Here is an 18,421-nt window from a genome sequence, read left to right on the forward strand (position 1 = left end):
CGGTAGCGGTCGCCTCGGCAAATTCGTGCCACCAGCGAAGCCTCCCGATCCTCTGCTCGTGGACGTCGGTCTGGAGACCACAGCTGATCAGCCGCTGCTACGCACCATCGTTTGTCTGAAGCGTTTGTCTTGGGCCGCGCGCCCTAACTCGCTCGACCTCTACTGTTCAGTTCCTCGTGCGGATAGAGCTTGCCGAACAGTGGCAGGTACATCGCGCCCTTGCGCATCAGAAAATCGTGGAAGGTCGCCATCGCCGGCGAGATTGCGTGATCGCTGCGCATCACGGAAAACCATTGCCGGCGGATCGGCATGCCGACGACGTCGAGGATAACCAGCCGGCCAGCCTCGATTTCCGCGGCGATGGTGTGGGCAGAGATGAAGGCGATGCCGAGCCCGGCCATCACCGCTTGCTTGATCGTCTCGTTCGAGCCCATCTCGACGCCGAGATCGTCGATGCGGCCAGGCACGTCGCTCAAAAATATTTCCAGCGAGATGCGCGTGCCGGAGCCGGACTCGCGAATGAGGAAATGTTCCTGGGCAATCCGCTCCTTGGATATCTCGCGCACCGAGGCCAGCGGGTGGTCCGGCGGCGCGATGATGACCAGCGGGTGATCGCCGAAGACCGAGGCACGCACCGGGACTTCTTTCGCCGGGCGTCCCATCAGCGCGATGTCGATGTCGTGATTCTTCAGATTGTCGATCGTCTCGGCGCGATTACCAATGGCAAGCCGCATGTCGATGTCGGGATGTTCCTTCATGAAAGCAGCCATCAGCCGCGGTGCGAAATATTTGGCCGTGGAAACAACGCCGAGCCGCAAGCTGCCGGCGCGCACGCCCTTGATCGCATCCATCTTGTCTTCGAGCAGACGAAGCCGCTCCTCGATGGCCTGTGCCGTCTCGACGAAGGCAAGACCTGCGGCAGTGGGACGCATACCGTCCGCCGTCCGATCAAACAAGGCCAGTTGGAACTCTTCCTCAACCTGCCGCAACTGGATCGTCACCGCTGGAGGAGACAGGCCTAACACCTTGGCTGCACTGACGATTTTCCCGTGGGCGACGATTGCCTGAACGGTCTTGAACTGCTTGAGCGTGAGGTTTCTCATATAGCATACTAAAATTTTTTTAGTGGCAAAGTAAAGTTATTGAATTTTACTTATCCAGCGTCGTTTGTTTTCATTCCCCAATCCGGCCGCTCCGAGGAGAGGCGGCTGGATCGGGAGGTTACGATGCCAGCGGCAACGCTCGACGCTTTTCTGAACTCCTATCTCGGCGAGCCGGACGAACTGCGCGCCGCGGTCGTAATGACCGTCCGTCGGCTGACGCAGGCGGCCACCACGATCCGCAACACCATCAATCAAGGGGTACTCGGCACCGCCTTTGCCGGAACCCGTGGCGCCAATGCTGACGGCGATGTTCAGAAGGATCTCGATGTCTTCGCCGACGACATCTTTCTCGATGCCATGCGCCACGCTCCGGTCGCGCTCTACGCTTCCGAGGAACTGGAGCAGCCGGTGCTTCTCGACCCGCAAGCGCCTCTCGCCATCGCCATCGACCCGCTCGACGGCTCTTCCAACATCGACACCAACGCGTCGATCGGAACGATCTTCTCGCTTCTCCCTGCAATTGGTGCGCCGGATAAGAATCCGGCCGCCACATTTTTGCAGGCAGGGGTGAACCAGCTGGGCGCCGGCTTCTTCATCTACGGGCCGCAGCTGGCGCTCGTTCTGTCTCTCGGCAGCGGCACGCATGTCTTCGTTCTCTCAGCCAGGCTCGGCACCTTCGTCCAGGCCTACGAGAGCCGGGTCATCCCCCAGCGTACCCAGGAATTTGCCATCAACGCAGCCAACTACCGGCACTGGGACGAGGCGGTGCGGCTCTACATCGACGACTGCCTCGAAGGCACCGAAGGCCCACGCGAGAAGGACTTCAACATGCGCTGGATCGCCTCCCTGGTCGCCGACTGCTACCGCATATTGATGCGCGGCGGCGTATTCCTGTATCCAGGCGACAAGCGCAAGGGCTACAGGCAGGGGCGACTTCGCCTCGTCTATGAGGCAAACCCCATCGCCTATCTCATCGAACAGGCGGGCGGTGCCGCCACCGATACGATCACCCGCATCCTCGAAATCGAACCCGAGAGCCTGCACCAGCGCGTGCCCATGATTTTCGGATCGGCGCGGGAAGTCGCGCGTATCACCCGCTACCACACCGAGCCGAGCGCCATCGGCGAGCGCGCGCCGCTGTTCAGCCGCCGCGGCCTTTTCAGGGCCTGAAGACCATGTCGGCAAAGCACCCCATCATTACCATCACCGGGTCGTCGGGCGCCGGCACTACCTCTGTCAAGCGCATCTTCGAGCTGATCTTCAGGCGCGAGAACATCGGGGCCGCCTTCATCGAAGGCGATGCTTTCCATCGCTACGACCGCGCCACGATGAAGGCGAAGGTGGCCGAGGAGGAAAAGGCGGGCAATCCGAACTTCACCCACTTCCATGCCGAGGCCAATGAACTGGCAATCCTCGAAGAGGTATTCGAGGAATATGGCCGCCGGGGAACCGGAAAGACCCGCACCTACATCCATGACGAGGATGAGGAGAAGCAGTACGGCACGCCGCCGGGACATTTCACCGAATGGCGCGAATTTCCGCCGAGCGACCTGCTTTTCTACGAGGGCCTGCATGGCTGCGTCGTCACCGACAAGATCAACCTAGCCAGGCACGCGGACCTCAAGATCGGCGTGGTGCCGGTCATAAATCTCGAATGGATCCAGAAGATCCATCGCGACCGCGCAACGCGCGGCTATTCCACCGAGGCGGTGATGGACGTGATCCTGCGCCGCATGCCGGACTATGTCCGCTACATCGTCCCGCAGTTTTCGCAGACCGCCATCAACTTCCAGCGCGTGCCGATCGTCGACACGTCCAATCCATTCATCGCGCGCTGGATTCCGACGCCCGACGAATCGATGCTGGTTATCCGCTTCGCCAATCCGCGCGGCATCGATTTCCCCTACCTGCTTTCGATGATCCACGACTCGTTCATGTCGCGGCCGAATTCCATAGTGGTGCCCGGCAACAAGCTCGACCTTGCCATGCAGCTGATCCTGACGCCGCTCATCCTGCAATTGATCGAACGCAAGAACCGTGTGTCGTGAGGAGGACGCCATGAACAGCCAAGCCGCAGCATTGAAGCCCGTCGCCGCCGTCTCGGAATGCGACATGGCCAACGCCATTCGCGCACTGGCGATGGACAGCGTCCAAAAGGCCAATTCCGGCCATCCGGGCATGCCGATGGGCATGGCCGATGTCGCGACGGTGCTGTTCAGCCGCTTCATCAATATCGATCCGTCGGCGCCCAGCTGGCCCGATCGCGACCGCTTCGTGCTGTCGGCCGGGCACGGCTCGATGCTGCAATACGCGCTGCATTACCTGCTCGGCTACGCAGACATGCCAATCGAGGAATTGCAGCGGTTTCGCCAGCTGGGCAGCCGCACCGCCGGACATCCGGAATATGGCCATGCGCTTGGCATCGAGACGACGACCGGTCCTCTTGGACAAGGCATTTCGACGGCTGTCGGTATGGCGCTGGCAGAGCGCATGCTTGCTGCCCGCTACGGTGCCGATCTCGTCGACCATTTCACCTACGCGATCGCCGGCGACGGCTGCCTGCAGGAAGGCATCAGCCACGAGGCGATCGATCTTGCCGGTCACCTGAAGCTCTCCCGGCTGATCGTCTTTTGGGACGACAATGCGATCTCGATCGACGGACCGACTTCGCTGTCGACGTCGATGGACCAGCCGGCACGGTTCAAAGCCGCTGGATGGCATGTCCAGTCGGTGAACGGCCACGACGCCGAAACCGTTGCGGCGGCAATCGAAGCGGCACAGCAATCGGACCAGCCGTCTCTGATCGCTTGCCGCACGGTGATCGGCAAGGGAGCGCCCAATCTGGGTGGTTCGGAAAAGACGCACGGCGCCCCGCTGGGCGATGCGGAGATCGCCGCGACGCGCGAAAACATCGGCTGGGCCTACGCGCCGTTCGAGGTGCCGGACGATATCCTTTTCGCCTGGCGCGAGATTGCCGGCCGCGGGCAAGCGGCACGCCGCGCCTGGGAGCAGCGGCTTGCCGCCTCGCCGCAGCGCGAGGCCTTCGAGAGCGCGGTCGCGGGCACCCTGCCCGACGCGGTCTTCGAAGCGCTCGGCGCTTTCCGCAAGGAGCATGTCGAGAAGGCGACCAAGGTTGCAACGCGAAAAGCCTCCGAAATGGCGCTCGCTGCGATCAATGGCGCAACCGACCTGACCGTCGGCGGCTCCGCCGATCTGACGCATTCGAACCTGACGATCACCAAGGGGATGGATCGCATAGCGCCTGATGACTATGCCGGCCGCTACATTCACTACGGCATCCGTGAGCACGGCATGGCAGCAGCCATGAACGGCATCGCGCTGCATGGCGGCTTCGTGCCTTATGGCGGCACCTTCCTGTGCTTCGCCGACTATGCGCGCGGCGCGATGCGGCTCTCGGCGCTGATGGGCCAGCGCGTTGTCTATGTGATGACGCATGATTCCATCGGTCTCGGCGAGGATGGTCCGACCCACCAGCCGGTCGAGCATCTGGCAATGCTGCGGGCCACGCCGAACCTCAACGTCTTCCGTCCGGCCGACATCATCGAAACGGCGGAGTGCTGGGAACTGGCGCTGAAGAGCGAGAACCGGCCGAGCGTGCTGGTGCTTTCGCGCCAGACCCTACCGATGCTGCGCCAAGCACAAAGCGACGAGGCACACAGCGACGAGAACCGGTCGAGCCGGGGCGCTTACATCCTGCGCGAGCCAGCCGAGCACCGCGCCGTGACGCTGATCGCCACCGGGTCTGAGGTCGAGATCGCCGTTGCCGCCGCCGAACGGCTGGAAGCCGAGCACGGCATCTCCGCCGCGGTCGTCTCGATGCCGTGCTGGGAACTATTCGAGGAGCAGGATGCGGACTACCGCAAGTCCGTCCTCGGCTCGGCGCCCCGCATTGCCATCGAAGCCGCAGCACGGCTCGGCTGGGACCGCTGGATCGGCGACACCGGCACTTTCATCGGCATGGCCGGTTTCGGCGCCAGCGCCCCTGCCCCGGATCTCTACCGGCATTTCGACATCACGCCCGAAGCCATCGCCGCAGCGGCGCTGAAGCTCATCATCTAGCCCAACTTCCGCAGCTAAGAGGACCCGACAATGGCCCGCATCACCCTTCGCCAGCTTCTCGACCATGCCGCCGAGCACGGCTATGGCGTGCCCGCATTCAACATCAACAACATGGAACAGGGCCTCGCCATCATGGAGGCCGCCAGGGCCTGCGATGCGCCGGTCATCATCCAGGCCTCGCGCGGCGCTCGCTCCTATGCCAACGACATCATGCTGGCCAAGATGATGGAGGCGTTGACCGAAATCCATCCGGCCATTCCGCTATGCATCCATCAGGATCACGGCAACAACGAAGCCACCTGCCTGTCGGCGATCCGCCACGGCTTCACCTCGGTGATGATGGACGGGTCGCTGATGGCGGATGCCAAGACGCCGGCGAGCTACGATTACAATGTCGCCATCACCGAACGCGTCGCACGCATGGCGCACTGGGTCGGCGCTTCGGTCGAAGGCGAGCTCGGCGTGCTCGGCTCGCTGGAAACCGGCCAGGGCGAGGCCGAGGACGGGCACGGCGCCGAAGGTGCGCTTTCCCACGCCCAGCTTTTGACCGATCCCGATCAGGCGGTCGACTTCGTGACCGCCACCCGGGTCGACGCGCTGGCGATCGCCTGCGGTACTTCACACGGCGCCTATAAATTCAGCCGCAAGCCCGACGGCGGCATCCTGGCCATGCAGGTGATCGAGGCGATCCACGAGAAACTGCCCAACACGCATCTGGTCATGCATGGATCTTCCTCCGTGCCGCAGGAACTGCAGGACATCATCAACAACTATGGCGGCGAGATGCCCCAGACCTTTGGCGTCCCGGTCGAGGAAATCGAGCGCGGCATCCGCTACGGCGTGCGCAAGGTCAACATCGACACCGATTGCCGAATGGCCATGGCCGGGCAGTTCCGCCGCGTCGCGACGGAGGACCCGCGCGAATTCGATCCGCGTAAATTCCTGAAACCCGCCATGGACGCCCTGCGCGACCTTTGCCGCGATCGCTTCGAACGCTTCGGCACCGCAGGCCACGCGTCGAAGATCAGGGTGATCGCCATGGATGAGATGGCGAAACGTTACGCCGCAGGAAAGCTCGACCCCCAAATCGCAACCGCGAAAGCCGCCTGAGCGGCAAACAGGAGACCTGCCATGAACAAGATCGACATGCCCTCAGCAGGCACGCTCAAGGAAGGCAAGGAACGCTACAGGTCGGGCGTCATCCCCTACAAGAAGATGGGCTACTGGGAGCCGGACTACCGGCCCAAGGAGACCGACCTGATCGCCATGTTTCGGATCACGCCACAGCCCGGCGTCGACCACGAGGAGGCGGCCGCCGCCATCGCCGGTGAATCCTCTACCGCGACATGGACCGTGGTATGGACCGACAGGCTGACCGCCTGCGAGCTCTACCGCGCCAAGGCGTTCAAATCGGAGCCGGTGCCGAACACAGGTCCAGGCACCAGGATCGAGCAACAGTACTTCGCCTATATCGCCTACGACCTCGACCTGTTCGAGCCCGGCTCCATCGCCAACCTGACTGCATCGATCATCGGCAACGTGTTCGGCTTCAAGGCCGTCAAGGCCTTGCGGCTCGAGGACATGCGCATCCCGGTGGCTTACCTCAAAACCTTCCAGGGCCCGGCGACCGGCATCGTGGTGGAACGCGAGCGGCTCGACAAGTTCGGCCGGCCGCTGCTCGGCGCGACGACGAAGCCGAAGCTTGGCCTGTCCGGCCGCAACTACGGCCGCGTCGTCTACGAGGCACTGAAGGGTGGCCTCGACTTCGTCAAGGACGACGAGAACATCAACTCACAGCCCTTCATGCATTGGCGCGACCGTTTCCTCTACTGCATGGAGGCAGTGAACAAGGCGTCGGCCGCCACCGGCGAAGTCAAGGGCCATTATCTCAACGTCACCGCCGGCACGATGGAGGACATGTACGAGCGCGCCGAATTTGCAAAACAGCTTGGCTCCTGCATCGTCATGATCGACCTCGTCATTGGCTACACGGCGATCCAGTCGATGGCCAAGTGGGCACGCCGCAACGACATGATCCTGCACCTGCACCGGGCCGGCAACTCGACCTATTCGCGCCAGAAGAACCACGGCATGAATTTTCGCGTCATCTGCAAATGGATGCGGATGGCCGGCGTCGATCACATCCATGCCGGCACGGTGGTCGGCAAGCTGGAAGGCGACCCGCTTATGATCAAGGGGTTTTATGACACGCTGCGCGAGGAGCGCACGCCGCAGAACCTCGAAACCGGGCTGTTCTTCGATCAGGACTGGGCCTCGCTCAACAAGGTGATGCCCGTCGCCTCGGGCGGCATCCATGCCGGCCAGATGCACCAGCTGATCCATTATCTCGGCGAGGACGTCATCCTGCAGTTCGGCGGCGGCACGATCGGCCATCCGGACGGCATCCAGGCCGGTGCGACGGCCAATCGCGTCGCGTTGGAGGCGATGATCCTCGCCCGCAACGAGGGCCGCGACTATCTGCGCGAAGGGACCAAAATCCTCGAACAGGCGGCCAGGTGGTGCAAGCCGCTCAAGGCGGCCCTGGAGACGTGGAAGGACGTCACCTTCAACTACGAATCGACAGACACGGCCGACTTTGTACCAACCGCAACGCCGAGCTTCTAGACGAAAGGAACCGTCGCCATGATGACCAATCCGGGAAACAAGGCCACGCAGGGACAGTTTTCGTTCCTGCCCGAGCTGACCGACGAGCAGATTTCGGCGCAGATCAAATACGCGCTGAAAAACCACTGGGCGGTCGGCGTCGAGTACACCGACGATCCGCATCCGCGAAACACCTATTGGGAAATGTACGGCAACCCGATGTTCGACCTTAGGGACCCGGCGGGCATCCTGCTTGAAGTCAACAATTGCCGGAAAGCCATGCCCAACATGTATGTCCGGGTCACCGCCTTCGATTCGACCAAGGGCTGGGAAGCGCCGCGCATGTCGTTCATCGTCAACCGGCCGCCCAACGAACCCGGGTTCCGGCTGCTGCGCCAGGAGCGTGACGGGCGCAGCCAGGGCTATTCGATCGTGCCTTATGCGACCGACAGGCCCGAAGGCGAGCGGAGCTAGGCGAAACCATGCTGGACGCGATAGCAAAGGGCGCTGCCGCGCAGGGCGAATCGGTTGATCTGCAGGCCGAGTTCGAGGCATCCAACATCGACGAGGTGATGGAAAAGCTCGACCGCGAACTCGTTGGCCTGAAGCCCGTCAAGAACCGCATCCGCGAGATCGCCGCGCTGCTCCTGGTCGACCGGCTTCGCCGCAAGTTCGGGCTGATCTCGGGCGCGCCGACGCTGCACATGAACTTTACGGGAAATCCCGGTACCGGAAAGACCACCGTGGCGCTTAGAATGGCGGAAATCCTGCATCGTCTCGGCTATGTTCGCGAAGGGCACATGGTCGCGGTGACGCGCGACGATCTCGTCGGCCAGTATGTGGGCCACACCGCGCCCAAAACCCGCGAAGTGATCAAGCGCGCCATGGGCGGGGTGCTTTTCATCGACGAGGCCTACTATCTCTACAAGCCCGAGAACGAACGCGACTACGGCCAGGAATCGATCGAAATCCTGCTGCAATGCATGGAAAACAACCGCGACGATCTGGTAGTGATTCTTGCCGGCTACAAGGACAAGATGGACCGCTTCTTCGACAGCAATCCCGGCATGCGCTCGCGCGTCGCCCATCACCTCGATTTTCCGGACTACGGCGTCAGCGAACTCAAATCCATCGCCGAGATCATGCTGGCGGAACAGAATTACCGTCTCAGCGAAGCGGCGGCTAAGGCGCTCGACGAGTATCTCCCGATCCGCATGCGGCTGCCGCATTTCTCCAACGCCCGCTCGGTCCGCAATAGCCTCGACCGGGCGCGGCTTCGCCAGGCCAGCCGGCTTTTCGCATCGCGCGACCGGGCGTTGACCAAAACCGACCTTATCACCATCGAGGAATCCGACATTCGCGGCAGCCGCGTATTCGCGGAAGGTAAGCTCGAAGGCGAACCGGAGACGAAGGTGCGCTGACAAGACGACGCCGGTTGGGTGTGCAGCGACCAGAAACGGACGACAGAATGGGAGCCGACGATCATGGATACCAAGACAATCATTGCGCCCTCGGTGCTTTCCGCGGACTTCTCACGGCTCGGCGACGAGGTCGAAGCGGTCGTCCGGGCAGGCGCCGACTGGATTCATCTCGACGTGATGGACGGCCATTTCGTGCCCAACATCACCTTCGGTCCGCCGGTGATCAAGGCGATCCGTGATCGAACGGACAAGATCTTCGACTGCCACCTGATGATCGCGCCGGCCGACGCCTATCTCGGCGCCTTCGCCGATGCCGGCTGCGACATCATCACGGTGCATGCCGAGGCCGGACCGCATCTCGACCGTTCGCTGCAGGCAATCAGGAATCTCGGCAAGAAGGCCGGCGTTTCGCTGAACCCCTCGACGCCAGAAAGCGTCATCGAATATGTGCTCGACCGGCTCGATCTGGTGCTTCTGATGACGGTCAATCCGGGCTTCGGCGGCCAGGCCTTCATTGCGGCGGTCGTCGACAAGGTCAGGCGGGTCAAGGCCCTAGTCGGCCATCGTCCGATCGACATAGAGATCGACGGCGGCGTCACGCCCGAAACCGCTCCGCTGGTCACCGCGGCCGGCGCCAATGTGCTGGTCGCCGGCTCTGCCATCTTTAGGGGTGGCACCGAGGCTGCCTATCGCGCCAATATCGGCGCCATCAGGCAGGCGGCCGACGGGGCGATCCGGAAAGCTGCATAACCGTTTCATCCGAGGGCAACTATGGCGGCAATTCCACCTGTCTGCGATTTCGGCTGGCGAGCCATCGACGCCGTTTTGCCTGGTGTCGACGGCACATCGCATTCGATCTTAAGCCATGCCGGCCCGAACGGGCTGGTCGTGGCCTTCATCTGCAATCACTGCCCCTATGTGAAGGCGGTGATTTCACGCATCGTCCGCGATGCCAACGACCTCAAGGCGCAAGGCATCGGCTTTGTCGCGATCAACTCAAACGATGCCGACGCCTACCCCGACGATTCCTTCGACAACATGAAGCGCTTCGCCATGACGAACGGCTTCACCTTCCCCTATCTCCACGACGAGCGCCAGACGGTGGCGCGCGCCTATGGAGCCGTTTGCACTCCGGATTTCTTCGGCCTCAACAGCGATTTGACGCTGCAATATCGCGGCCGGCTGGACGCGTCGCGACGCGACGCCGCATCGCCCGGGCTGAGGCGCGACCTGTTCGAGGCGATGAAGCAAATTGCCCGAACCGGCGACGGACCGCTCGACCAGATCGCTTCGATCGGCTGTTCGATCAAGTGGAAGGATGCTGCATGAACGTCGGCGCAGGCAGGCCCTTTCGGTCGCCGAAAGCGATCCTGTTCGATCTCGACGGCACACTGGTCGATTCGGCGCCTGATATAGCCGCCGCGGTCAACGAATTGCTGGCCGACCGCGATCTGCCGCCGCTGCGCCTGGATCAGGTCAAGGCCATGATCGGCGGCGGCATCAGGAAACTGGTCGAACGAGCCTTCGCGGCTTCCGGCACGCCGCTCCTCGGCAGCACGCTCGATGAGGCCAACCGCGTCATGGCGCCGATCTATCGCAGGAATCTGACCGGCCGCACGAGGCTGATGCCTGGCGTCAGGGAGGTTCTCACGCACTTGCATTTGAGCGGAATGGCCATGGGCGTGGTGACCAACAAGCCGCAGCTGGCGGCTCGTGAAATTCTGCTGCATTTTCGGCTGACGGATTATCTTGGCGCGATCGTCGGCGGAGACGCGGTGACATACTTGAAACCGGCGCCAGACGCGCTGTTGCTGGCGCTCGACCAGCTTGAGGTCGAGCCTCGTGACACGTTGATGGTCGGAGACAGCAGCGCCGACGTGGCCGCCGCCCGCGCCGCCGGCATGGCAGTCATTCTGCTGCGTGGCGGATACAGCCAAATTCCCGTTGAAGAGCTTGGCGCCGACCTCGTTTGCGACAGCCTGTTCGATCTGCCGTCCGCGATGCAGAGGCTGCAAGACGCTGCGTGACCCCAAGCGCAAGGCCCAGTCAACGCCGGCCGGGCGCAGTCCAATGGCCGGCGGTACCGCGTTATTTCGAGAATTGCTTCAGATAAGCAATGACGTTGGCGATGTCCTCGTCCTTCTTGAGGCCGGCAAACGCCATCTTGGTTCCTTTGACCATCGCCTTGGGATCGCGAAGGTAGGTCGTCAGTGTGGCTTCGTCCCATTTGACGCCGGACTTGCCGGCCTCGGTCATGGCCTTGGAATAGCTGAACCCCGGATGCGTCCCGGCCGTTCGGCCGATGACGCCATTCAAGGACGGACCGACCTTGTTCTGGTCCTTGTCGGCGACGTGGCAGATCTTGCATTTGGCGAAGACCTTCTCACCCGCCGCGGCATCCTGTGCCTGAGACTGGGTAGTGACAAAGGTGGCGACGGACACGGCGGTGAAAAATGCGACTGCGCGCATGGCATTTCCTCATTGATCGTGTGAGTGCCCTGGACACTTTACGCGTGTCGATGCCTTGATCGCCGGCATTCGTTTTTAAGCGGGAGAGCGAACTATTCGTCCTTCCTCCCCGGACTGGCAGCACCTGCACGCCTCGAAAAGCTAGACTGCCGATGAAAGAAGTCAATCGTACAAAGGTCCTGTTTCGTTTCCCGACTGGGAAGTGTGTAGCGACACGCGGTCCACATCTTTGACGCCTATTGGCCGAACGCGTAGCCTCACTCCAACCGATTTGCTGTTTGGGCACTTTCGCAAATTGACCGGGCCTCGTCCGCCGCGGTACGATCACTTGGATGCGCGCTCCGTCGCAGTTCCCTGTGCCCGCCGGGCGAGCCAGGCTACCTTCCGCTCTCGCCGTGTCCGTCCTGCGACTAGAAGACAACAGGTCGGGGAGGCCGCGGGGCCGATGAGTTTTCCGCTCTCGCGCGATTTCAACAAGGACGAGGTCGAACATAGGGAGGTCGGATGAAGATCGCGACTGAGCAGGAGTGGCAAGCTGCCCGCAAGGAGCTTCTGGCGGCCGAGCAGGAGCTGGCGGCGCACGAAAAGCGCGTCACCGAGCAACGGCGGGAGTTGCCTTGGGTGCCGGTCGAGAAGCACTACGCCTTCGCCACCGACGAAGGGGCGAAGTCCTTGCCGCAGCTGTTCGATGGCCGCTCGCAGCTCCTCATCTACCACCTGATGTACGGAGAGGACTGGAAGGCGGCTTGCCCGGGGTGCACCTCGGTCGGCGATGGGCTGAGCGGCATGATCGCGCACGTGAAAGACCGCGACGTGACGCTAATCGCGATGTCGCTGGCGCCGCTGGAGAAGCTGATGGCAACCAAGGCACAGCGCGGGTGGACGATGCCCTATGTGTCGGGCTACGGCGACGACTTCCTGTTCGATTACGGCTTCGCATTCCGGCGGGAGGAGATGTTCCGAATCGCGCGCGACGAGTTCGATATGGGGCAGCTGCTCCGCGAGGCGCCGCAATGGCTGCAGGATTACCGGGACGAAGTGGGTGCGCCGGACCTCCAGTCGGCCGTGTCGGTGAGCGCAGGGTGGAGCGTCTTCGCGATGGAGGACGGAGCGGTCTACAACACGTACCGCCGCTATCCGCCGCTGGTTGGACCGCCGTACGCGCCGTTGCTGGAGTTCGTGCCAAAGCGGTGACATCCGCAACTTGGGTGCATTTAATCTGTCCTGGCTCGCGCCATGAAGCACCGCATCCTCGTCGGTGCGCTCGGTGCGGAGCCGCCGGCTCTCCAATTGAAAGAACTCTGGCGCCTCATTCCCGCGCACTTCATCCACGAACTGTCGATCTCTCAAGGCGACCAGCCGATTCTCTCGATGGAGGGCGGAATATCGATTTCGGAGGATGCCAATTTCCGGTTCGATTTCACCGCGCACGGCAAAGGCGAAATCCGTGTCGAGGCGACAGACACGGATGGCAAGGTATTTCGCGGCCACTGGCCGATGGAAGCAGCGGGACTGTGAGGCGCACGGCAGGCGTACCTGTTCTGCCTGACTAAAAGCAACGTACGTCGGCTTCAGCCTGCGCGCGTTTCAGTTCCGTGCGCGCCGCCTTCGCCGGCGCGCTTTCGCGAAACAAGCCTGCCGCCTCCCCTGTCGTCAACGACATGCTTTTGAAGGTCTCCGCCCTCTCATAGTGATTGTAAGGAAGGATCGAGGCGATCACATCGATCGAGCAGGAACAGCTTTCAAGCGCCTGACGTGTCTGGCCATTTGTTTGCATGCAGCCGAGCACGTAGTCGGCAATCGTTGCCGTCGGGTAGTCTCCCGCTGCGTTGGCCGAGTTCGCAAAGGCCAGCGTCGCCGCAAAGGCCAGCGGCAAGGTGAGAGATCCAACGGACCTTATCATGAGGAACCTCCAGTTGGCCTGGACACCACGCATCCAGACGGGATCATCGCTCCAATTTGGCGACGTCCCGCAAAGCCCGTCAAGCTCCCATGGGCTGCGTATAGGACCAAAGGAGGAATGCCCCATCGGCCGTCAAGAGCCAGCTTCAAGACCCGCTGCGCACCCTCCTTCACGCGTCCATTTCATGCTTCGCTCACTATCGGCAGTCAGCGAGATGCACGCATACTTACGCCGAGCTGCCTCGTATAATATATCGAAATAAAGTCAAATGTGTATCACCTCGAGAATACGAGAACAATATGTTTGCTATATGTGTCGCAGCTGGCGGTCATCCTCTTATTAGTTTTTCACACGATGCTTATTTTAATTGTTTCTAAATATTGCATCGCACCATAATCGATTTTGCAGTGCAACGACGCAATGTAGGTTTTTGCTTGCCTGGCCTTTTGCGATGACATAGCTTTTTACTGTTTCCGGCTTCAAGAGCGCCACCGTCATCAGGGAGCGGCGGCAGTCTTTCGAAGACCAAGGGGGCGGGCGGTAACGGTGCCCTCTGCTTCGGGGTAGGTCGTGACAGCTGCCGGAAAATAACTTCCCAACATGAATTGCTTGGGCAAGCCCTTGTGGGGCTTGACGGTCGATTCTTCACTGCGAACCCGGGAGGATTTTGGATGCGTGTACTTGCGAAAACTACTTACATTCTGACGACCGCGGCGTTTTTATCGCTCGGCGCTGCCTATACGGCTTCGGCCAATGAAGACCTTGCAAAGCTCGCATCGGATGCGAAGAACTGGGCGATGCAGACGGGTGACTACGCCAACACCCGCTATTCCAAACTCAACCAGATCACTGCCGACAATGTGAAGAACCTGCAGGTCAAATGGAGCTTTTCCACCGGCGTGCTGCGCGGTCACGAAGGCGGGCCGTTGGTCATCGGCGACGTGATGTATGTCCACACGCCTTTTCCAAACAACGTCTTCGCTCTCGATCTCAAGAACGACGGCAAGATCCTGTGGAAATACGAGCCCAAGCAGGACACGAACGTCATTCCGATCATGTGCTGCGACACGGTCAATCGTGGTGTTGCCTATGGTGACGGCAAGATCATTCTCAACCAGGCCGACACCACCGTCGTCGCGCTCGATGCCAAGACCGGCAAGGTCGTCTGGTCTGTCAAGAACGGCGACCAGACCGACGGCGGAAAGGGCGAATCCGGCACGTCGGCACCCGTAGTCATCAAGGACAAGGTGCTCGTGGGCGTCTCCGGTGCTGAATTCGGTGTTCGCGGCTGGCTGGCCGCCTACAATCTGAAAGACGGCAAGCTCGCCTGGAAAGCCTATTCGGAAGGTCCTGATGCAGACACCCTTCTCGATCCCGAGAAGACGACCCATCTCGGCAAGCCCGTCGGAAAGGATTCCGGCACGAACACCTGGGAAGGCGAACAGTGGAAGACGGGCGGCGGCACGACATGGGGATGGTATTCCTATGATCCCAAGCTGAACCTGGTCTATTACGGCACCGGCAATCCCTCGACGTGGAACCCGGTCCAGCGCCCGGGTGACAATCGCTGGTCCATGACAATCATGGCTCGCGATGCGGATACCGGTGTTGCCAAATGGCTCTACCAAATGACCCCGCATGACGAGTGGGACTATGACGGCATCAACGAGATGATTCTCGTCGATGGCATAGAGGTCAACGGTGCCAAGCACGACGTGCTGGTGCATTTCGACCGCAACGGCTTTGCCTACACAATGGATCGAGCCACCGGCGAACTTCTCGTCGCCAAAAAATACGATCCGGCAGTGAACTGGGCGACGGAAGTCAACATGGATCCCAAGAGCGACCAGTATGGCCGCCCGCAGGTGGTAGCCAAGTATTCGACCCAGCAGAACGGCGAAGACACCAACTCGACCGGTATCTGCCCGGCCGCGCTTGGAACCAAGGACCAGCAGCCGGCCGCCTACTCGCCGAAGACCGGGTTGTTCTACGTGCCGACCAACCATGTCTGCATGGACTATGAGCCTTACAAAGTGAGCTACACCGCCGGTCAGCCCTATGTGGGCGCCACCGTGTCGATGTATGCGGCGCCTGGCGGTGACGGCAACATGGGCAACTTCATTGCCTGGGATGCAGCCAAGGGTGAGATCGTCTGGTCGAAGCCCGAGCAGTTCTCGGTGTGGTCGGGCGCATTGGCGACAGATGGCGACGTCGTCTTCTACGGTACCCTCGAAGGCTACATCAAGGCGGTCGATAAGGACGGCAAGGAGCTCTACAAGTTCAAGACCCCGTCCGGCATCATCGGCAACATCACGACCTACGAGCATGACGGCAAGCAGTACATCGCCGTTCTGTCCGGCGTCGGTGGATGGGCCGGTATCGGTCTGGCAGGTGGGCTGCTTTCGCCCGACAACGCCGCTGCCTGGCATGGCGCCGTTGATCAGGGCCGTGCGCAGGGCGACCAGGCCGCAGTCGTTGGAACCGCTGGTCTGGGTGCCGTCGGCGGTTACGCGGCACTTGCCGACTATACGACGCTGGGCGGCCAGCTCACCGTCTTCGGCCTCCCGGACTGATAACCGGAGGAGCCTAACGACCAGGTTCGAAAACGAGAGCCCGGGCCACCCGAAGCCGGGAACCGGGCTCTCGATTGCGCCGCGCACCCAACACCGATCAATGCCGCTGCACGACGGCAGCCAGGGTTTCTGGCAAACGAAGGAAGAGTCTGAATGATCGTTCGCATTGCAGTTTCCGCTCTCGCCCTGGTCCTGCTGCCTCTGGCCAGCTCAAGTCTGGTACGGGCCGAAGACAGCATGGAAAAAGCCAAGGCGGTGAAGCAAGAAGGAGGCAAATATCTAGATGCGGACGGAAATCCGACCTACAAGATCGAAAACGGAACCGTCGATTGGTACACCTTCAGCGGGTACCGCCGGTATCACTCAGATTGCCATGTCTGTCACGGACAGGACGCCACAGGTTCGAGCTATGCGCCTGCCCTGGCTAACAGCCTGAAGAACATGGATTACGCCACGTTCCTGTCGATCGTCGCCGAGGGCCGCAAGAATGTCGGCGGCGGCAAGGAAAATGTCATGCCTGCCTTTGGCGACAACAAGAACGTCTATTGTTACCTGGACGATCTCTACGTCTATCTGCGCGCGCGCGCCGATGGCGCCGCACCCCGCGGCAGGCCGCCCAAGCACGAAAACAAGTCCCAGGCAGCCAAGGATGCCGAAGCATCCTGCATGGGTGGATGATATGACCGGCTGCACTGCATCGAAGCTACGCATCGTTCTGTCGATCCTCGGCGCGCTCGCCTTGCTGCCGTCGAATGTTCTGGCACAAAATGCCGGGCTTGGCGCCGCGGGAGAACTGGTCGATCCCGACAATCTGCGCGTCTGCGCAGATCCCTCGAACATGCCCTTTACCGACAAGAACGGCCAAGGCTTCGAAAACAAGCTGGCTGAACTGGTTGCCAAGAAGACGGGGCGGAAATCAGTCGCTTATACGTGGTTTCCCACCGTCACCGGCTTTGTGCGCAACACGCTTGGGGCCAACCGATGCGACATCATCATGGGCTACGCCCAAGGTGATGAACTGGTGCAGAACACCAATGCCTACTACCGCTCCGCCTATGTGCTCGTCTACCCGAAAGGCAACGGCATGGAAGGCGTCGAGACGATCGAAGATCCGAAACTTTCCGGCAAGAGAATCGGCGTCGTCGAAAGCACGCCGCCAACCGCCAACATGGCCGCCAACAAGCTTCTGCGGACCGCCAAGATCTACCCGCTGGCGGTGGATACGCGCGTCACCCCTTCCATGGGGGAGGTCATGATCAAGGACATGCTCGCCGGCAAGATCGACGCGGCGGTCCTGTGGGGCCCGATGGCGGGCTACTATGCCAGGGAACTCGGAGCCGACGTCACGATCGTTCCGCTGCTGAAGGAAAGAACCGGCTCGCGCATGTCTTATCGCATCACCATGGGCGTACGCCCGTCCGACCAGGAATGGAAGCGGACGCTCAACCGGGTGATCAGGGAAAACCAGGCGGAGATCATCAAGATCCTGCTCAGCTACAACGTGCCGCTGATCGACGAGCATGACAATCCGATCACACAATAGTTGGGACGGGCCCGGCAGAGGCCAGAATGTGGCAGGCGATGAAAGGAAAGGAAGCGGTTTTGCTGCTCATGATGGGCCTCCTGGGCATTGCGGAGCCGGCATGGGCAGGCGGGGTTGACGAGCCCGCTGGCTACCGGCTGGACGAATACCGGGCACCCGTGCCGGACACGCTGCAGGGTGCGACAGTGGTGACCACGGAAGAGGCGGAAGCGCTGTGGCGAGGGAAAAAGGCCGTCTTCTTCGACGTGATGCCGAACACGCCGAAGCCGACCACTCTGCCGGCTGGAACGATATGGAGAGACAAGGTCAGAAAGGACATTCCAGGCAGCATATGGCTGGCCAACGCGGGATACGGCGCTATTTCGGAGGAGACCGCCAGCTACTTTCGCCAAGGCCTCGCAGCCGCGGCCGGCACCGACAAATCGCGCACGATACTGTTCTATTGCATGACGAATTGCTGGATATCGTGGAATGCCGCGAAACGGGCAGTCGAGTGGGGCTACAGTTCAGTGATCTGGTATCCGCTCGGCGCGGATGGCTGGGAAGGTGCAAGTCTTCCGCTTGAGGAGAAGAAACGCTACGCGATGAACAATTGAAGAAAGACCACAGCTATTTTCGATTTTTTTCGACTTTTAAAAACCTATCGATTCATTTGTCCATTTTGAACCTGATGGACGAGCCATTGCTTCGGTGCCCTGCAATGGCTGACTAGCGACAGCATCGGC

19 protein-coding genes are annotated in these 18,421 nt (G+C 61.3%); 16 read left to right on the plus strand and 3 right to left on the minus strand.

Annotated features, from left to right (window positions below):
- Positions 1-143 precede the first annotated feature (143 nt).
- The gene (locus NKI19_RS11195) at positions 144-1,103 is read right to left on the minus strand and encodes a LysR family transcriptional regulator (RefSeq protein ID WP_352492354.1); all 960 of its coding nucleotides are present in this window, start codon (positions 1,101-1,103) and stop codon (positions 144-146) included.
- A 123-nt stretch (positions 1,104-1,226) separates the two neighbouring features.
- On the opposite strand from NKI19_RS11195, the gene NKI19_RS11200 reads away from it, so the two are divergent.
- From NKI19_RS11200 to gph, 10 genes are all read left to right on the plus strand, one after another.
- Entirely contained in the window at positions 1,227-2,273 is a 1,047-nt protein-coding gene (locus NKI19_RS11200; RefSeq protein ID WP_352565940.1) for a class 1 fructose-bisphosphatase, read from the plus strand.
- A gap of 5 nt (positions 2,274-2,278) precedes the next feature.
- The gene (locus NKI19_RS11205; protein ID WP_023678839.1) at positions 2,279-3,151 is read left to right on the plus strand and encodes a phosphoribulokinase; all 873 of its coding nucleotides are present in this window, start codon (positions 2,279-2,281) and stop codon (positions 3,149-3,151) included.
- Positions 3,152-3,161: 10 nt separating this feature from the next.
- Positions 3,162-5,183, plus strand: a complete 2,022-nt coding sequence (gene tkt / locus NKI19_RS11210) for a transketolase (protein ID WP_352492356.1) — start codon at positions 3,162-3,164, stop codon at positions 5,181-5,183.
- A 30-nt stretch (positions 5,184-5,213) separates the two neighbouring features.
- Positions 5,214-6,293 carry a class II fructose-bisphosphate aldolase gene (gene fba, locus NKI19_RS11215; RefSeq protein ID WP_352492357.1) on the plus strand — a complete coding sequence of 360 codons (1,080 nt, stop codon included), beginning with the start codon at positions 5,214-5,216 and terminating at the stop codon, positions 6,291-6,293.
- 21 nt (positions 6,294-6,314) lie between these two features.
- Positions 6,315-7,808: a ribulose-bisphosphate carboxylase large subunit gene (locus NKI19_RS11220; protein WP_502899262.1), complete on the plus strand. Its 1,494-nt coding sequence runs from the start codon at positions 6,315-6,317 to the stop codon at positions 7,806-7,808.
- Between the two features lie 18 nt (positions 7,809-7,826).
- Entirely contained in the window at positions 7,827-8,261 is a 435-nt protein-coding gene (locus NKI19_RS11225; protein WP_352492358.1) for a ribulose bisphosphate carboxylase small subunit, read from the plus strand.
- Between the two features lie 8 nt (positions 8,262-8,269).
- Positions 8,270-9,208: a CbbX protein gene (cbbX, locus tag NKI19_RS11230; RefSeq protein WP_352492359.1), complete on the plus strand. Its 939-nt coding sequence runs from the start codon at positions 8,270-8,272 to the stop codon at positions 9,206-9,208.
- Between the two features lie 63 nt (positions 9,209-9,271).
- Positions 9,272-9,958, plus strand: coding sequence for a ribulose-phosphate 3-epimerase (rpe, locus tag NKI19_RS11235; RefSeq protein ID WP_352492360.1), 687 nt, complete (start codon positions 9,272-9,274; stop codon positions 9,956-9,958).
- Between the two features lie 21 nt (positions 9,959-9,979).
- Entirely contained in the window at positions 9,980-10,537 is a 558-nt protein-coding gene (locus tag NKI19_RS11240; RefSeq protein WP_352565938.1) for a thioredoxin family protein, read from the plus strand.
- Complete coding sequence (gph, locus tag NKI19_RS11245; RefSeq protein WP_352565936.1) at positions 10,534-11,235, plus strand: phosphoglycolate phosphatase; 702 nt, start codon at positions 10,534-10,536, stop codon at positions 11,233-11,235. Before NKI19_RS11240 ends, gph begins: the two co-directional genes overlap by 4 nt.
- A 61-nt stretch (positions 11,236-11,296) precedes the next feature.
- On the opposite strand, the gene NKI19_RS11250 is transcribed toward gph, so the two are convergent.
- Positions 11,297-11,677, minus strand: coding sequence for a c-type cytochrome (locus NKI19_RS11250; RefSeq protein WP_352492363.1), 381 nt, complete (start codon positions 11,675-11,677; stop codon positions 11,297-11,299).
- Between the two features lie 504 nt (positions 11,678-12,181).
- Here NKI19_RS11250 and NKI19_RS11255 point away from each other — a divergent pair.
- Positions 12,182-12,871, plus strand: coding sequence for a DUF899 family protein (locus NKI19_RS11255; protein ID WP_352492364.1), 690 nt, complete (start codon positions 12,182-12,184; stop codon positions 12,869-12,871).
- A gap of 42 nt (positions 12,872-12,913) precedes the next feature.
- Positions 12,914-13,195 carry a thiosulfate oxidation carrier complex protein SoxZ gene (locus NKI19_RS11260; protein WP_352492365.1) on the plus strand — a complete coding sequence of 94 codons (282 nt, stop codon included), beginning with the start codon at positions 12,914-12,916 and terminating at the stop codon, positions 13,193-13,195.
- Positions 13,196-13,226: 31 nt separating this feature from the next.
- Here NKI19_RS11260 and NKI19_RS11265 read toward each other — a convergent pair whose 3' ends face one another.
- The gene (locus NKI19_RS11265; RefSeq protein WP_502899263.1) at positions 13,227-13,580 is read right to left on the minus strand and encodes a hypothetical protein; all 354 of its coding nucleotides are present in this window, start codon (positions 13,578-13,580) and stop codon (positions 13,227-13,229) included.
- Positions 13,581-14,377: 797 nt separating this feature from the next.
- Between NKI19_RS11265 and NKI19_RS11270 the strand changes: the two genes are divergently transcribed.
- The 4 genes from NKI19_RS11270 to NKI19_RS11285 all read left to right on the plus strand — a co-directional run bounded on the left by NKI19_RS11270 (position 14,378) and on the right by NKI19_RS11285 (position 18,292).
- The gene (locus tag NKI19_RS11270; RefSeq protein ID WP_502899270.1) at positions 14,378-16,153 is read left to right on the plus strand and encodes a methanol/ethanol family PQQ-dependent dehydrogenase; all 1,776 of its coding nucleotides are present in this window, start codon (positions 14,378-14,380) and stop codon (positions 16,151-16,153) included.
- 153 nt (positions 16,154-16,306) lie between these two features.
- Positions 16,307-16,831 (plus strand): c-type cytochrome, methanol metabolism-related, encoded by a 525-nt coding sequence (locus NKI19_RS11275; protein ID WP_473559245.1) that lies wholly within the window; start codon positions 16,307-16,309, stop codon positions 16,829-16,831.
- A gap of 1 nt (position 16,832) precedes the next feature.
- On the plus strand, positions 16,833-17,696 hold the full coding sequence (locus NKI19_RS11280; RefSeq protein WP_352492368.1) for a substrate-binding domain-containing protein: 864 nt from the start codon (positions 16,833-16,835) through the stop codon (positions 17,694-17,696).
- Between the two features lie 38 nt (positions 17,697-17,734).
- Positions 17,735-18,292: a PQQ-dependent catabolism-associated CXXCW motif protein gene (locus tag NKI19_RS11285; RefSeq protein WP_352565934.1), complete on the plus strand. Its 558-nt coding sequence runs from the start codon at positions 17,735-17,737 to the stop codon at positions 18,290-18,292.
- The last annotated feature ends 129 nt before the right edge of the window (positions 18,293-18,421 follow it).

It is taken from the genome of Mesorhizobium sp. M0751, from assembly GCF_040320265.1.
Classification (GTDB): domain Bacteria; phylum Pseudomonadota; class Alphaproteobacteria; order Rhizobiales; family Rhizobiaceae; genus Mesorhizobium.

Coding starts and splice junctions, on each gene's coding strand:
- tkt (WP_352492356.1), top strand. CDS start 3,162: ATGAACAGCCAAGCCGCAGCATTGAAGCCCGTCGCCGCCGTCTCGGAA.
- NKI19_RS11200 (WP_352565940.1), top strand. CDS start 1,227: ATGCCAGCGGCAACGCTCGACGCTTTTCTGAACTCCTATCTCGGCGAG.
- NKI19_RS11260 (WP_352492365.1), top strand. CDS start 12,914: ATGAAGCACCGCATCCTCGTCGGTGCGCTCGGTGCGGAGCCGCCGGCT.
- NKI19_RS11205 (WP_023678839.1), top strand. CDS start 2,279: ATGTCGGCAAAGCACCCCATCATTACCATCACCGGGTCGTCGGGCGCC.
- NKI19_RS11280 (WP_352492368.1), top strand. CDS start 16,833: ATGACCGGCTGCACTGCATCGAAGCTACGCATCGTTCTGTCGATCCTC.
- NKI19_RS11270 (WP_502899270.1), top strand. CDS start 14,378: ATGCAGACGGGTGACTACGCCAACACCCGCTATTCCAAACTCAACCAG.
- NKI19_RS11275 (WP_473559245.1), top strand. CDS start 16,307: ATGATCGTTCGCATTGCAGTTTCCGCTCTCGCCCTGGTCCTGCTGCCT.
- NKI19_RS11285 (WP_352565934.1), top strand. CDS start 17,735: ATGAAAGGAAAGGAAGCGGTTTTGCTGCTCATGATGGGCCTCCTGGGC.
- rpe (WP_352492360.1), top strand. CDS start 9,272: ATGGATACCAAGACAATCATTGCGCCCTCGGTGCTTTCCGCGGACTTC.
- NKI19_RS11225 (WP_352492358.1), top strand. CDS start 7,827: ATGATGACCAATCCGGGAAACAAGGCCACGCAGGGACAGTTTTCGTTC.
- fba (WP_352492357.1), top strand. CDS start 5,214: ATGGCCCGCATCACCCTTCGCCAGCTTCTCGACCATGCCGCCGAGCAC.
- NKI19_RS11250 (WP_352492363.1), bottom strand. CDS start 11,677: ATGCGCGCAGTCGCATTTTTCACCGCCGTGTCCGTCGCCACCTTTGTC.
- NKI19_RS11240 (WP_352565938.1), top strand. CDS start 9,980: ATGGCGGCAATTCCACCTGTCTGCGATTTCGGCTGGCGAGCCATCGAC.
- NKI19_RS11255 (WP_352492364.1), top strand. CDS start 12,182: ATGAAGATCGCGACTGAGCAGGAGTGGCAAGCTGCCCGCAAGGAGCTT.
- NKI19_RS11195 (WP_352492354.1), bottom strand. CDS start 1,103: ATGAGAAACCTCACGCTCAAGCAGTTCAAGACCGTTCAGGCAATCGTC.
- NKI19_RS11220 (WP_502899262.1), top strand. CDS start 6,315: ATGAACAAGATCGACATGCCCTCAGCAGGCACGCTCAAGGAAGGCAAG.
- cbbX (WP_352492359.1), top strand. CDS start 8,270: ATGCTGGACGCGATAGCAAAGGGCGCTGCCGCGCAGGGCGAATCGGTT.
- NKI19_RS11265 (WP_502899263.1), bottom strand. CDS start 13,580: ATGATAAGGTCCGTTGGATCTCTCACCTTGCCGCTGGCCTTTGCGGCG.
- gph (WP_352565936.1), top strand. CDS start 10,534: ATGAACGTCGGCGCAGGCAGGCCCTTTCGGTCGCCGAAAGCGATCCTG.